Annotated in this window: 13 protein-coding genes; 4 read left to right on the top strand and 9 right to left on the bottom strand. The window is 73.6% G+C overall.

Annotation, left to right across the window (positions count from 1 at the left end; translation table 11 throughout):
- Window positions 1–121: 121 nt before the first annotated feature.
- Together MY520_RS05205 and MY520_RS05200 are read right to left on the bottom strand one after the other, a co-directional pair.
- The gene (locus MY520_RS05205) at window positions 122–853 is read right to left on the bottom strand and encodes an HAD-IA family hydrolase (RefSeq protein ID WP_436690773.1); all 732 of its coding nucleotides are present in this window, start codon (window positions 851–853) and stop codon (window positions 122–124) included.
- A 29-nt stretch (window positions 854–882) separates the two neighbouring features.
- Window positions 883–2,142 carry an aminotransferase family protein gene (locus MY520_RS05200; RefSeq protein ID WP_436690771.1) on the bottom strand — a complete coding sequence of 420 codons (1,260 nt, stop codon included), beginning with the start codon at window positions 2,140–2,142 and terminating at the stop codon, window positions 883–885.
- Between the two features lie 56 nt (window positions 2,143–2,198).
- Between MY520_RS05200 and MY520_RS05195 the strand changes: the two genes are divergently transcribed.
- Window positions 2,199–2,888: a GntR family transcriptional regulator gene (locus MY520_RS05195; protein WP_436690769.1), complete on the top strand. Its 690-nt coding sequence runs from the start codon at window positions 2,199–2,201 to the stop codon at window positions 2,886–2,888.
- Window positions 2,889–2,946: 58 nt separating this feature from the next.
- A complete protein-coding gene (locus MY520_RS05190; RefSeq protein WP_436690767.1) occupies window positions 2,947–3,345 on the top strand; it encodes a DUF6221 family protein in 399 nt (132 codons plus the stop codon).
- 78 nt (window positions 3,346–3,423) lie between these two features.
- Here the strand turns inward: MY520_RS05190 and MY520_RS05185 are convergent, their stop codons facing one another.
- Window positions 3,424–4,197, bottom strand: coding sequence for a DUF4386 domain-containing protein (locus tag MY520_RS05185; RefSeq protein ID WP_436690765.1), 774 nt, complete (start codon window positions 4,195–4,197; stop codon window positions 3,424–3,426).
- Window positions 4,198–4,387: 190 nt separating this feature from the next.
- Here MY520_RS05185 and MY520_RS05180 point away from each other — a divergent pair, with 190 nt between their 5' ends.
- A complete protein-coding gene (locus tag MY520_RS05180; protein ID WP_436690763.1) occupies window positions 4,388–5,710 on the top strand; it encodes an MFS transporter in 1,323 nt (440 codons plus the stop codon).
- 66 nt (window positions 5,711–5,776) lie between these two features.
- Here the strand turns inward: MY520_RS05180 and MY520_RS05175 are convergent, their stop codons facing one another.
- The 3 genes from MY520_RS05175 to MY520_RS05165 all read right to left on the bottom strand — a co-directional run bounded on the left by MY520_RS05175 (window position 5,777) and on the right by MY520_RS05165 (window position 10,348).
- On the bottom strand, window positions 5,777–8,506 hold the full coding sequence (locus MY520_RS05175; RefSeq protein ID WP_436690761.1) for a LuxR C-terminal-related transcriptional regulator: 2,730 nt from the start codon (window positions 8,504–8,506) through the stop codon (window positions 5,777–5,779).
- Between the two features lie 133 nt (window positions 8,507–8,639).
- Window positions 8,640–8,876, bottom strand: coding sequence for a hypothetical protein (locus MY520_RS05170; protein WP_436690759.1), 237 nt, complete (start codon window positions 8,874–8,876; stop codon window positions 8,640–8,642).
- A 248-nt stretch (window positions 8,877–9,124) separates the two neighbouring features.
- Window positions 9,125–10,348, bottom strand: coding sequence for a PucR family transcriptional regulator (locus MY520_RS05165; protein WP_436690757.1), 1,224 nt, complete (start codon window positions 10,346–10,348; stop codon window positions 9,125–9,127).
- A gap of 133 nt (window positions 10,349–10,481) precedes the next feature.
- On the opposite strand from MY520_RS05165, the gene MY520_RS05160 reads away from it, so the two are divergent.
- The gene (locus MY520_RS05160; RefSeq protein ID WP_436690756.1) at window positions 10,482–10,754 is read left to right on the top strand and encodes a DUF3040 domain-containing protein; all 273 of its coding nucleotides are present in this window, start codon (window positions 10,482–10,484) and stop codon (window positions 10,752–10,754) included.
- A gap of 88 nt (window positions 10,755–10,842) precedes the next feature.
- Here MY520_RS05160 and MY520_RS05155 read toward each other — a convergent pair whose 3' ends face one another.
- From MY520_RS05155 to MY520_RS05145, 3 genes are all read right to left on the bottom strand, one after another.
- Window positions 10,843–12,126, bottom strand: a complete 1,284-nt coding sequence (locus MY520_RS05155; protein ID WP_436690754.1) for an NAD(P)/FAD-dependent oxidoreductase — start codon at window positions 12,124–12,126, stop codon at window positions 10,843–10,845.
- A 30-nt stretch (window positions 12,127–12,156) separates the two neighbouring features.
- Entirely contained in the window at window positions 12,157–12,492 is a 336-nt protein-coding gene (locus tag MY520_RS05150; protein ID WP_436690752.1) for a TraR/DksA C4-type zinc finger protein, read from the bottom strand.
- Window positions 12,493–12,566: 74 nt separating this feature from the next.
- Window positions 12,567–12,764, bottom strand: coding sequence for a hypothetical protein (locus tag MY520_RS05145; protein WP_436690750.1), 198 nt, complete (start codon window positions 12,762–12,764; stop codon window positions 12,567–12,569).
- Between the last annotated feature and the right edge of the window lie 70 nt (window positions 12,765–12,834).

The following is a 12,834-nucleotide window of genomic DNA, read 5'->3' as shown; positions in this document are numbered from 1 at the left end:
CGCCGTGATCGACGCGACCCGACCACGATGACCCCCGACATGCCGGTTCCACCACCCCGGCGGTCGGCCCCACCACGCCGACGTCGAGGCGCTCGGCGACGGTGGACGCCGGGGAGCCGGTTCAGCCGCGGGCGGCGAAGGCCTTCTCGACCGCCGCGGCGAAGTCGCCCATCGAGCGGTACTCGGCGTCGTAGCTCCACTCCTCCGACGGCTGGGGGGTCGCGCCCCAGCCCGGGCGGTCGTGCCGGCGGTTGATCCACACCGACGACAGCCCGGCCTTGCGGGCCGGCACGTGGTCGTGGAAGAGGCTCTGGGCGACGTGCAGCAGGTCGTCCCGGGCGACGCCGAGCCGCTCGAGGGTGGCGTCGAGGGCGGTGAAGTGGTTCATGGCCGGCTTGTACGCACCGACGTCCTCGGCGGTGATGATCGCGGCGAAGTCCCCCCGGAGCCGCTCGTTGCTGCCGGCGAACCCGGCCCGGTGCACGTTGGACAGGATGATCAGCCGGTAGTGCCCGGCGAGGTCGGCGAGCGCCCGGGCGGAGTCGTCAAAGGCCGGCCACTCCGGGACGGAGTCCCCGAGGCGGCGGGCCCACTCGTCGGGAACGGGCCGGCCCAGCTGCTCGCCGGTGCGGCGGAACGCCTCGGCCAGGACGACCGGGTACGGGCTGGTGGGCTGCTCCCGCTCCACGGCGGCCTCGTTGTCGGCGTAGGCGAGCAGCAGCTGCTCGTCGTCGACGACGAGTCCGGACTCGACCGCCCAGGGGCGCAGGACGGCGGCGATCCCGGCCTCCCAGTCGATGAGGGTGCCGTAGCAGTCGAAGCTCAGTGCCCGGAACTCGGTCAGGTCCTTCATCTCGGCTCCTCGATGCGCACGGCGGGTGGTCAGAGCTGGTAGGCGTTCAGCGCGTCGGTGATGGTCGAGGCGATGAGCGCGACCTCGGCCTCGGTGCACACGAACGGCGGGCAGATCTGCAGCGTGTTGTCGTGGACGGTGCGGAGCAGCACGCCCGCGTCGGTGCAGGCCTCGGCGACGGTGTCGCCGACCACTCCGTCGCGCAGGCGCACCCCGGCGAGGAACCCGGCGCCGGCGCGGACCTCGTCGACCAGCGGGTGGTCCGCCAGCGGCTCGAGCACCTTCCCCAGGACCGTCTCCAGGGAGGCTGCGGCAGCGACGAGGTCCTCCTTCTCGAGGACGTCGAGGTTGGCCTGGGCGACCACGCAGGCGGTGGCGTGCCCGGAGTAGGTCAGCCCGTGCCGGAACACCGGCGCGTCGTCGCCGGAGAAGAAGCGGTCGGCGATCCTGGGGGCGACCAGCACACCACCCAGCGGCGCGTAGCCGGAGGTGATGCCCTTCGCCATCGTCACCATGTCGGGCTCGATGCCCCACCGCCGGCTGCCGAACATGTGGCCGGTCCGTCCGAAGCCGGTGATCACCTCGTCGGCGACGAGCAGGATGTCCAGCTCCCGCGCCAGCGCCTGCAGGCCCGGCAGGTAGCCGTCGGCCGGGGCGATGACGCCTCCGGTGCCGATGACGGGCTCGGCGACGACCGCCGCGATCCGGTCCGCGCCGATGGCCTCGACCTGCGCGCGCACCTGCGCGATGTCGTTGGTGGCGATCCGTGCGGTCTCGGGCACCAGGGACTCCGAGCCGTACCCCTCACGGTTGTAGGCCAGGCCGGCGATCGACGTCCCGAAGGCGTGCAGCCCGTGGTAGGCGCCGGTCCGCGACAGGATCACGACCTTCTCGGGACGGCCCTCCAGCTGCCAGTGGCGACGGGCGAGCTTGCACGCGAGCTCGACCGAGTCCGAGCCCCCGCTGGTCAGCATCACCTTGGCGCCGGGCACCGGTCCGATGGCGGACAGCCGGTCGGCGAGGTCGAGCGCCGGCTCGTTCGCGAACCGTCCGAACAGGTGGTAGGTCTCCAGCATGGTCATCTGCTCGTAGGCGGCCCGGGCGATCTCCTCGCGGCCGTGGCCCACGTTGGCGTGCCAGAGGCCGGCGGTCGCGTCGAGCAGCCGGCGGCCGTCCACCGTGGTCAGCCAGGCGCCGTCGCCCCGGGAGATGGTCAGCCGCTTGGCCCGGGAGGTCGGCATGTGCGCCTGGGGGTGCCACAGGGCGTGTCCACGGTCGGTGTCGGCCATGGTCGCAGACTGTAGAGCAGTTGAACTGTAGCTCGCAACGTCGCTACGCTCGCCGCATGTCAGACCTGCAGGGACTGGTCCTGCGCCGCACCACGACCGCGCAGCAGGTCGCCGACGCCCTCTCGACCCGGATCCTCGCCGGCGGGTTCCCCCCGGGCAGCCGGCTGCGGGAGAGCGCCATCGCCGGCGAGCTCGGCATCGCCCGCAACACGGTCCGCGAGGCGGTGCGGATCCTGGAGCTCGGCGGCCTGGTCCGCCACGAGGTCAACCGCGGGGCCGTGGTCATCTCCCCCACGCCGGAGAAGGTCGACGCGCTCTACACCGCACGCCACCGGCTGGAGGCGGCCGCGGTCTCGCACCGCCCGACCGAGCACGACCTGGCCCGGCTGCAGGACGCGTTCGACCGGCTCGTCGACGTCGCCCGCACGCACGACGCGCGCGAGATCGTCCCCGTCGACCTCGACTTCCACGCCGCGATCGTCGCCATGCTGGGGAGCGTGCGGATCGACGAGTTCTTCGCCGACCTGACCAACGAGCTGCGGTACTACCTCATGGTGCTCTCCGTCGCGGACCGCGAGTACGAGAAGCCCGAGGAGGTCGTCGCGGAGCACCGCCGCATCCTCGACGCCGTCGTCTCCGGCGACCCGGCCGCCGCCGTCGAGGCCGTCACCGCCCACATCCAGGTCAACGCGGCCCGGGTCCAGGAGATCCTCGTGACCCACCACCGGGCCGCGGGGACCGGTTGACCGAGCCCCCGGAGTGCGGCGGTCGGCGTCCGGGAGCGCGAGGGTCGAGCATGGACCAGTGGCTGTGAACCTCGCCGACTTCCTCCTCGCCCGCATCGACGACGACCAGCGCCAGGCCGAGCAGGCCACGCCCGGCCCCTGGCACACCGTGCGGATCGACGGCACGACCGGCGGCTGGGACGTCGAGGCCCGCGGCCGGGACGGGACCCGCGCCGGGGTCGCCGTCGACCACGCCGAGCCACGCCAGGGCGCCTGCCGTGCGGCCGATTCGGGCCACATCGTCCGCTGGAACCCGGCCCGCGTCCTCGCCGAGTGCGACGCCAAGCGGCACATCATCGAACTGCAGCGCAGCGACCTCCGGGACGACCCCCAGGACTGGGAGGCGGACGAGGTGCTCCGCCTCCTCGCCCTCCCGTACGCCGACCACCCGGACTACCGCGCGGAGTGGCGCCCCTGACCGACCCCGCCGCTCAGCGGTGCCCGGCACCGTCGCCCCGCGATGTCGGGGCGGCGGTGCCGGGTGGGACGTCGGGCCTCACGCAGGGATCGGTTGCGTCTCCCGCTCGATCGAGGAACTCGTGCCGGCGGTGATGGGCGCGGGCTTGAAGCCCTTGACGACCAGGTAGAGGCCGAGTGACAGCTCCCAGACGAAGATCGGGGCGGCCGCGATCACGTGCACGCCGGAGCTCAGGTCGTGGGTCCCGAAGACCACTCCGGACACGGACGCCAGCAGGAGGGGGCCGGCGACGAGTCCGATGGTCGGGATGGCCCGTGGCACCAGGCCGGACCGGTAGAGCAGGGTGCCCAGCAGCAGGGCGTTCACGGCCCCCATGACGTTGGGCCCGACGACGAACGTCCACTCGTAGACCGCGACCAGCGACGAGCCCACAGCGACCAGCGACGCTTCGTCCGCTCCAGCCGATCCGCCCAGGTCCTGCCGCAGGGTCACGACCGCGAGGAGGCTGACGACGCCGACGGAGATGATGGCGGCCTCCAGGAGACGGGAGGCGACGAAGCCGAGCGCCAGGGTCTCGTTCTGCCGTCTCACCACCGTGAAGAGCACGACCGCGGTGCCGACGCAGGCGAGCGCGTTGACCATGTCGAGGAGGCCACCGACGAGGATGTGCGCGTCGGCGCCCGGGCCGACGACGTACGCCGGGTCGCTCAGGACCGGGTCGAGGAAGAAGAACCGGGCAGGGATCGAGGAGGCGAACGTGAGCAGGTACAGCCCGCCACCGAGGAACGCGGTCCTCCTCAGCGGGTCCATCGGGACCCTGCCCGTCGTCGCGGTTCGTCCGGGAATGGTCATGACGGTCTCCTTGGGCGGGTCGATCAGCGATCGAGGGTCGAGGCACGGCGGGTGGTTCGGGGTGACCCGCGGTTGCCGGGATCAGCAGCGGGCCGCCTCTGTGGTGCGCTCGAAAGCTACGAGCCGAGGTGAGGAGCAGGGATCACATGAACTGGTGATCGCTGAGGTGATCTGACCGGAGGAGAGCGGCATGCCGGACGCGTCGCGTCCCGGGCGTCGCCGCCCGAGGACCGGGCCGGCGGCGTCGGAGGACGACACCGCCGTCCGGGCAGGACCGGGACCTGGGTCCGGCCCGGTCCACCGGGTCGGCTGGGGGTTCATCTCGCTGTACGCGTCGGCGTACACGGGCACCGTGCTCATGCTCCTCGCGCCCGTGCTGGTCACCCTGGCGCTGAAGGTCAACTCGCTGGTGGGGAGCGAGCGGGCGCCGAGCAGCCTGGCCGTCGTCACCGCGACCGGCTCGCTGCTGGCGATGGTGAGCAACCCGTTCTTCGGCAAGCTGAGCGACCGCACGACGTCGCGCCTGGGCATGCGGCGACCCTGGATGCTCACCGGTCTGGCAGGCGGTTGCCTCGGCATCCTGGTCGTCGCGCTCGCCCCGAACATCCCGGTCGTCCTCGTCGGGTGGTGCACCGCGCAGCTGTTCTTCAACGCCCTGCTCGCCGTTCAGGCGGCGGTGCTGCCGGACCAGGTCCCGGCCGCTCAACGGGGCCTGGTCTCCGGGGTCCTCGGGGTGTGCCTGCCCATCGCGTCGGTGAGCGGCACCTTCCTGGTCCAGCTGTTCAGCGGGAACCAGCTCGCCATGTTCCTGGCCCCGTGCGCGTTCGGGGCCTTCTTCATCCTGCTCTTCGTGATCACGCTCAGAGACCGCCGGCTCGCCGCGGCGGACAGGCCGGGCTGGTCGCTCCGGGAGCTCGCCGGCACCTTCTACGTCAACCCGCGGAGGAACCCCGACTTCGCCTGGGCGTTCGTCAGCCGCTTCCTGTTCGTCACCGCCTACGCCTTCCTGACCACCTACCAGGCGTACTACCTGCTGGAGAGGATCGGCAGCGCCGAGGCGGACGTCCCTCGGCAGATCTTCCTGGGCACGCTCGTCCAGTCGGTGGCCGTCGTCGCGGCGTCTCTCGTCGGTGGCCGGCTCTCGGACCGGACCGGGCGACGCAAGGTCTTCGTCCTCGGCGCGGCGACCGTCTACGGCCTGTCGATGTTCGCGATCGCGATCGCCGGCGACTTCGACGCGTTCCTGGTCGGCCTGGCCATCAGCGGGCTCGGCTTCGGGCTGTACGTGGCCGTGGATCTCGCGCTGGTCGCCGACGTGCTGCCGGGCGAGGACAACGCCAAGGACCTCGGCGTGTTCAACATCGCCAACGCGCTCCCGTACTCGATCGCACCCGCGATCGCGCCCACCGTCCTCGCGGTCGGCGGCGGCGACTACGGGGTGCTGTACGCGGTGGCCGGGGTCAGTGCCATCTGCGCGGCCGCCGCGATCCTGCCCGTGAAGCGGGTCCGATGACTGCTGCCGCCGACCGAACCCGGGAGCCCTCGGGCGCTCCCCCACCGGAACCGCCCGAGCCCGTGGTCAGCGGTTGCGTGGGCGTGCCGTCAGGTGCAGTTCCTCGGCCCTCCGGACCGCTGCTCGCCGGGTGTTCACGCCGAGCTTGGCGTAGATGTTCTTGGTGTGCGTCCGGACGGTGTTGAGGGACACGAAGAGCTCGCGGGCGATGTCGCGGCCACTCAGCTCGGTTCCGAGCAGCCGCAGGACGTCCAGCTCACGCGCGCTCAGGGGGTCGATCACGTGCTCGCGGGCGGGCCCGTCGTCCTGGGTCGGATCGACCGCGGCCAGCAGCCGGCGGGCATGGCCGGACGACATCCCCGGTCGCGCGGCCGCTCGCAGCAAGGCGACCATCGGCGCCCCCTCGTCCACGAAGGTCCGGACGTAGCCCTGCGGCTCGGCCAGCGTCAGCGCGCGTCGCAGGCTCGCCAGGGCGGCGCCGTCCACCCCCCGAGCGTGCTCGGCGAGCGCCTGCAGCACGAGGATCTCGATGACGCTGCCGCTGCGCTCCCCCTCCTCAGCGGCGCGGAGGAGTCGCTCGAGGAGGACGGTCACCTCGTGGATCGGGCCCGGTGCACGCTCCGCGGCGCACCGGGCCAGGAGCACTCGGGCGAGGGTGATGTGCTCGTACTCGCGCAGGTAGCTGAGGTGGTCGTCGGCGGACAGACCGCGCTCACGGACCCAGTCCAGGGCGTCGTCCAGTCGGCCGTGCGTGACCCACAGCCGGGCCCTGACCGCCGGGATCGGCCGGACGTCCGGGGAGAAGTCGCTGTCGAACAGACGCTCGGCCTGGTCGATGAGGTCGAGCGCCGCGTCGAGGTCTCCGTCGAGCTCGTGCAGGCGGGCCATCGCGAGGCGGCGGCGACACGGGTGCTTCGGCAGCCCGGCGTGCTCACCCAGCTCCTCGGCCCGCGCGAGGTGGTGCCGGGCCGCACCGAGGTCGTCGCGCTCGACGAACAGCTGGCTCATGCCGACGTGGATGTCCGCTGCTCCCCTCAGCACGGGGTCGGCCTGCTCGGCGAGCAGCAGTGCGCGGCGGTAGGTGCTCATGGCGTCGCGGAGGCGGCCCTGGGCGATCCGGATGTCGGCCAGGGTGACGGCGCCCCCGACCACGTCCGAGCGGTACCCGCCCTCGTCCAGGCTGGCCATGCCCGCGGCGTACCAGCGATGCGCCTCGTCGAGGTCCCCGGTCGTCCAGTACGCGAGGCCCAGGAGCGCTGCCGGCCCTCCGCGCCCGAGATGGTCGTCGGCAGCGGCCAGGTCGAGCGCCCGCCGGGCGTGCCGCATGGTGCCCGCCACATCGCCCCGAACCAGCGCCAGCCCGGCGCGGTGCTGGGCGATCGCGGTCGGTAGCCGGCGGAACTCGTCGTCGTCGACGACGACCATCTGCGCCGTCAGGCCGCCGGGGTGCTCGGCTGTCGTCGGGTCGAGCCACCGCTCGGCGTCCCGCAGGCGCGCCTCGACGCCCGTGAACTCGCCCGTGGACATGAGTGCCCCGACGTACCCGTTGCTCAGGACGGGTCTCATCCGCAACAGCTCGTCGGGGAGGGCCTCGAGCCAGCGACGGATCGTGGCCTCCTGCCGACCCTGGCGCAGCGCGGGCAGCGCGAGTTCCACGAGGTCCGCTGCTCGAGGGAAGTCCTCCGCGGCCAGGGCGTGGTGGATCGCCTCGGATCGTTCGCCGTTCTCCTCGTACCAGTCGCCGGCCCGCCGGTGCAGGTGGGCGACCTCGGCCGGCTGCTCGTCGAGGAGGCGGGCCCGGAGCACGTCGGCGAAGAGGTGGTGGTAGCGATACCACCGGCGCCGGTCGTCGAGCGGGACCAGGAAGAGGTTGTCCCGGTCGAGGGCCTCCAGCATGGCCTTGCCACCGCCTCGGCCGGTGACGGCATCGCACAGTGCGCCGGTCAGCCGGCTCAGGACGGAGGTCTGCAGCAGGAAGCCGCGCACCTGCTCGGGCTGGCGCTGCAGGACCTCCTCGACCAGGTAGTCGACGATGTAGCGGTCGTCCCCGGCGAAACCGGCGATGAACGCCGGAACGTCGTCGCGGCCCTGCATCGACAGCGCCGCCAGCTGCAGCGCGGCGATCCACCCCTCGGTGCGGTCCTCCAGCGCTGCGACGTCCGCTGCCGTCAGCTGCAGTCCCATCGCGCCGTTGAGGTACGCCGCCGCCTCCCCCGCCGTGAAGCGGAGATCGGCGGCGCGGACCTCGACGAGCCGGCCCCGCCCCCGCCACCGCGCGAGCGGCAACGCCGGGTCGACCCGGCTGGCGATCACGAGCTGGACCTGCGGAGGCAGGTGCTCCAGCAGATGGGCCATCCCCTCCTGCACCTCGGGCGCGTCGATGACGTGGTAGTCGTCGAGCACCAGCACCACGTCGTCGGGGATCCCGTCGAGGTCGTTGAGGAGAGTGGCGAGGACCGATTCGATCGGTGGCCGGGACGACTGCAGGAGAGCACGTGCGCGCGCAGCGACGCCGGGCACCGCCGCCTCGAGAGCGGCGAGGACGTACGTCCAGAACAGCGCGGGATCGTTGTCCCGCTCGTCGAGCGAGACCCACGCCACCGACCGTCGTTCGGCCGGTGCCGTCGCCAGCCAGTCGGTCAGCAGCGTCGTCTTCCCGAACCCGGCCGGAGCGGACACGAGGGTCAGCGCCGCATCGGCCCCACCGCCGAGGCGCCCGGTCAACCCGGGACGTGACACCACGCCGCGTCGGCGCCGGGGGACGTGGATCTTGGTCTCGAGCAGAGGGCCGGCCATGCCCACCTCCCCGGGGACACCACGGTGGGCTCGAGCGCATCGTCCCAGCAGGAACGGGTGGCCGTCGATGGTCCGCGCGAGCGCGTCCCGGATCGCCGGAGCCCTCGAGGCAAGCGGCGACCGTGACCGGAGGTCACCAGGTCGGTGGCGGGTCACTGGCGGGGAACGACTGCTCCCCCCACTGGTCGACGATGTCGGTCAGCGGGCCGGCACCCGTTCCGGCGCCGTCGCGCACCACTCCGCTGACGCGCCCGGGTTCGCCGTCGCGCTCCACCCGTGACCGGCCGGCCGCGACGATCCCTCCGACGGCCTGTACCCCGCGCACGTCCCGGATCTCCGGCTCAGCAGCTCGGTGCAGAAGTGTCGTCACGCCGGCTCCCCTCTCCTCGTGGTGGTCATGCGTCCACCGTGACACCGATCCGCGTCGCTTCCCACGGCCCGGGCCGGTCAACTCCGGACGCCGTGCTTGCCGACCCCCGGCAAAGCGACTCGGCCGACGGTGCACCATTCCACTGGGGTGGCCGACGAGGACGCGGACCTTGACGCGTTCACGTTGCCGGGCCCCGGCACGCCGCCCGGCCCGGGCCCGGGTCACGTGACCGTGCGCTCGGCCGCCCGTCACGGGTCGACGGGCAGCGGCCTCGCCGGCCACTCGAGGAGCCGGGCCCCGAGCACGGCCGCGTGCAGCGAGAACCGCTGGTCGGGCCGGGAGACGCTGTACCCGGTCAGGTGCGCGACGCGGGCCAGCCGGTAGGTCACCGTGCGCACCGAGACGTGCAGGCGCCGGGCGGCCTCGGTCGCGACGTCGCCGGCGTTGAAGTACTCCAGCAGGGTCTCCAGCAGCACCTCGGCGCCGCTGCGGCTCTGGTGCAGCGGGCCCAGCACGTCGCGCACGAGGTCGACGATGGCCGCCTGGTCCCGGCCCAGTACCCGGTAGATCAGCAGGTCCCGGGCGTGGACCACGTCGGAGTGGAGGCCGAGCCGGTCCGCGACGACCAGGGCCTCGCGCGCCTCCTCGTAGGAGCGCGCGACGCCGTAGGCGCCGGGGAAGGCACGGCCGGCCGCCACCCGCCAGCGCCGGCCGCCGTCGATCCGGTCGAGCTCGGCGTGGATCAGGGAGCCGAGGTCCACGTCCCGCGTGGCAGGGGCCGCCGTCGCGGCGGGTACGACGACGACCACGCGGCCGTCCTTGGTCGCCACCAGCACCTCCCGGTCGCCGAACCGGTCGACGACGACCCGCTCCAGCACGATGGCCGCGCGGTCGGTCGGACCGTCGGCGCTCCGTGCGGCGGCGAGGGCCACCCGGTGCGACTTCCCCAGGTCGATGCCGAACGGCTCCGCGCGCTCGACCATCCGGGCGACGTCGGCGTCCCCGCGGAGCAGGTCGTCGACGAACTCCGCCCGCAGCGCCTCCTCGTGACGGATCATCTCCCGCCGCTCGGACTGGTGGCCGTCGACGAGCACGCCGATGGCGTCGTCGAGCACCCGCAGCACCGCCTCCGCAGCCCGCCGCACCTTCTCCGGATCACTGGAGCGCACGACGACCGGCAGTTGCCGCCACAGCCGCCACGACGCCGACAGGTACAGGTCGACCGAGCGGCGGGCGCCGACGCCCTGCACGGCCGCCCGCCGCCCGAGCTCCCGGACGGCGTCGAGCTCCCACCCGTCGGGACGGCGGCCGTTGATGGCGGCGTCGGCCAGCATCGGCAGGTACCCGCCGAGCAGCTCCACCGGCGCCTGGCAGGCGGCGGCCGCCGACGCCGCGACCGCGGCCAGCCAGTCGTCGCCCGTCGCCGCCGCACCGGACTGCTCGGGGACCCTGCCTTGCCGGTCGCCGCTCATCTGGCCTCCTCACCCGGTGATCCCCCGCACGGTGCTTGCCGACGGTCGGCAAGCCCAGCATGCGCCAGGTGACCGGCGGTGTCCCTGGCCGGGCCGGCCTCCCGCCGGGATGGTGGTGGTCAGGAGGTGGACCGTGCTCAGCAGCCACGAACAGCAGATCTGGGACGACATCGAGCGGCTCTACGCCGCCGAGGCCGAGGAGCCCGACCCACCGGGCCGCCACCCGGCGCAGCGGCATCGGCGCGACGCCCGGGACCTGGACGACCTGCCGGTGGCCGCGGTGGCCGGCGCCCGGATCGCGGTCGTCCTCATCCTGCTCGGCGTCGTGGCCGGCGGCCTCGCGGTCGGCGCGGCCACCGCACTGGGCTGGCTGCTGTGGCGCTACTGGCCGGTGCGGTCCAGCTAGGACACGGCCTCGGAACTGGTGGACGGTGACCTGCTCGAGGTCGACGACGAGTTCCCCCGGGTCATTCTGGTCCTCCGGTGGAGCGCGGTCAGCGCAGCGGGTCGAAGGGGGCCAGCTCCGGCGGAGCCTCGCCCTTGAGCAGCGTCTGGGCCAGCAGCATCCCGCTGATCGGGCCGAGCGCGATGCCCCACATGCCGTGGCCGCCGGCGACGAACACCCCCGGGGCGGCGGTGGCGCCGATCAGCGGCAGCCCGTCAGGGGTGCACGGGCGGGACCCGACCCACTCGTTGCGCCGGTCGTCCAGGTCGGCCCCGGACAGGAACGGGCGGACCGCGTCGACGATCGCGGTGATGCGGCGGGGGTCCAGCGGGTCACCGGGGCGGCGGAACTCCATCATCCCGGCCACCCGCAGCCGGCCGCCCAGTGGCGTGCAGGCCACCCGCTCGGCCGGGAAGTACAGCGGGCCGCGGGGCATCCGCTCGGTCGGCACGCTGAAGCTGTAGCCGCGACCGGCCTGGACGGGCTGCCGCACACCGAACCGGCCGGCCAGCCGGCCGAGTTCGGCGCCGCTGGCCAGCACGACCGCGTCGTGCCGCTGCCGTTCGCCGGTGGTGGTGACGACGGTGATCCCACCGCCGTCGTGCCGCACGTCGGCCACGCCGGTCCCTTCGACGACCTCGCCGCCGCGGGCGCACACCCCCTGACCGAGGGCGCGCACGTACTCCGGCGGGTGCAGGTACCGCTGGCCGACGATCTGCACGGCGGCGCCCACCCGCTCGGTGATCGCCGGCTCCTCGGCCCGAGCCCGCCAGCCGGTCACCGGGGAGAAGCGGACGTCCTGGCCGGCGTCCCGGATGGCCTCCAGCTCCGCCAGCAGCGCCGCGGCCTGGCGCTCCCGGCGGAAGCAGGCGAGGAACGGCCGCGCCGGGTGCGTCCCGGCGAGCACGCCGCCGGCAGCGAGGCTGTCGAACGCCTCCAGCGCCCGCTCGTTGAGCGACACGTAGGCGGCCATGCCGGCCCGCCATCGCCGCGCGGTGCTGTGCGCGACGAACCCGGCCAGGAAGCGCAGCAGGGTGCGGTCGGCGCGCAGCGGCAGGTACACCGGCGATCGAGGATCGGCCACGGCCCGCAACCCGTAGCGCAGGACCGACGGCTCGGGCAGAGGCGCGGTCAGCGCCGGAGTGAGCCAGCCGGCGTTGCCCCAGGAGGCACCGGCGCCGACGGAATCGCGCTCGTAGACGGTCACGCGCACGCCGGCGTCCTGCAGGAACCAGGCGGTGGCCAGGCCGACCATCCCGCCGCCGACGACGGCCACCTGTCGTGGTGCGCCGTGCACGAACGCCGGACCTCGCCGGGCGTGGTCAGCAGGCATGTCTGCTCCTCCTGTCGCGGCGCCGACTGCTCAGCCTGCCTGCTGCGAGCAGGAGACGCAGCGGGCCGCGTACGGGCGGAACTCCAGCCGCTCGATGGGGATGGCCCGCCCGCAGTGCACGCAGCCGCCGTAGGTGCCGTCGGTGATCCGGTCCAATGCGGCGTCGATCTCCTCGATGGTGCGGAGCAGGGTCGCCGCGCGGCTCATGGCCACCGGCTCGGGCATCGAGGTGGCCGCCTCGGCCAGGGCGAGCTCCCGCTGGCGGACGCAGTCGGCGCGCTGGTCGTCGAGCAGGACGCGGAAGGAGTCCCACTCGGTGGCGGGAGTAGCGACGGTTGCTGCCTGCGGGCTCAGGGTGACGGACATGGGTGTTCTCCTCCTGGAAGGCAGAAGGCACGCCCACCGGTCGGTGGGACGCGCCTTCGGACGTGGGCGTGGGGTCAGCGCACTCCCGGAGGCGCCCGGTCCTGACTGGGTCGCAGCACGTCGAGGCCGCGCAGGCCACGAGCCCGCCGGCTCATCGCCAACGCCAGCAGCCCACCGCCGGTCACCGCGTGGCGGGCGGGCCCGGCCGGCTGCGCGACGCGGCCGCCGGCCGCGGTGGCGCAGCCGGGTGGAGCCGGTGTACGGGTGTGCATCCCTGACCACCTCCTCCGCAGCGGAGCCTCCGAAGCCGTGACCCGAGCATCCCGCCGGGCAGCGGGCGGA

The sequence above is a fragment of the Geodermatophilus sp. CPCC 205506 genome (assembly GCF_051383635.1).
Classification (GTDB): domain Bacteria; phylum Actinomycetota; class Actinomycetes; order Mycobacteriales; family Geodermatophilaceae; genus Geodermatophilus.
Note: the sequence above shows the minus strand (reverse complement) of the source record. Positions and strands in the feature narration are given on the sequence as shown.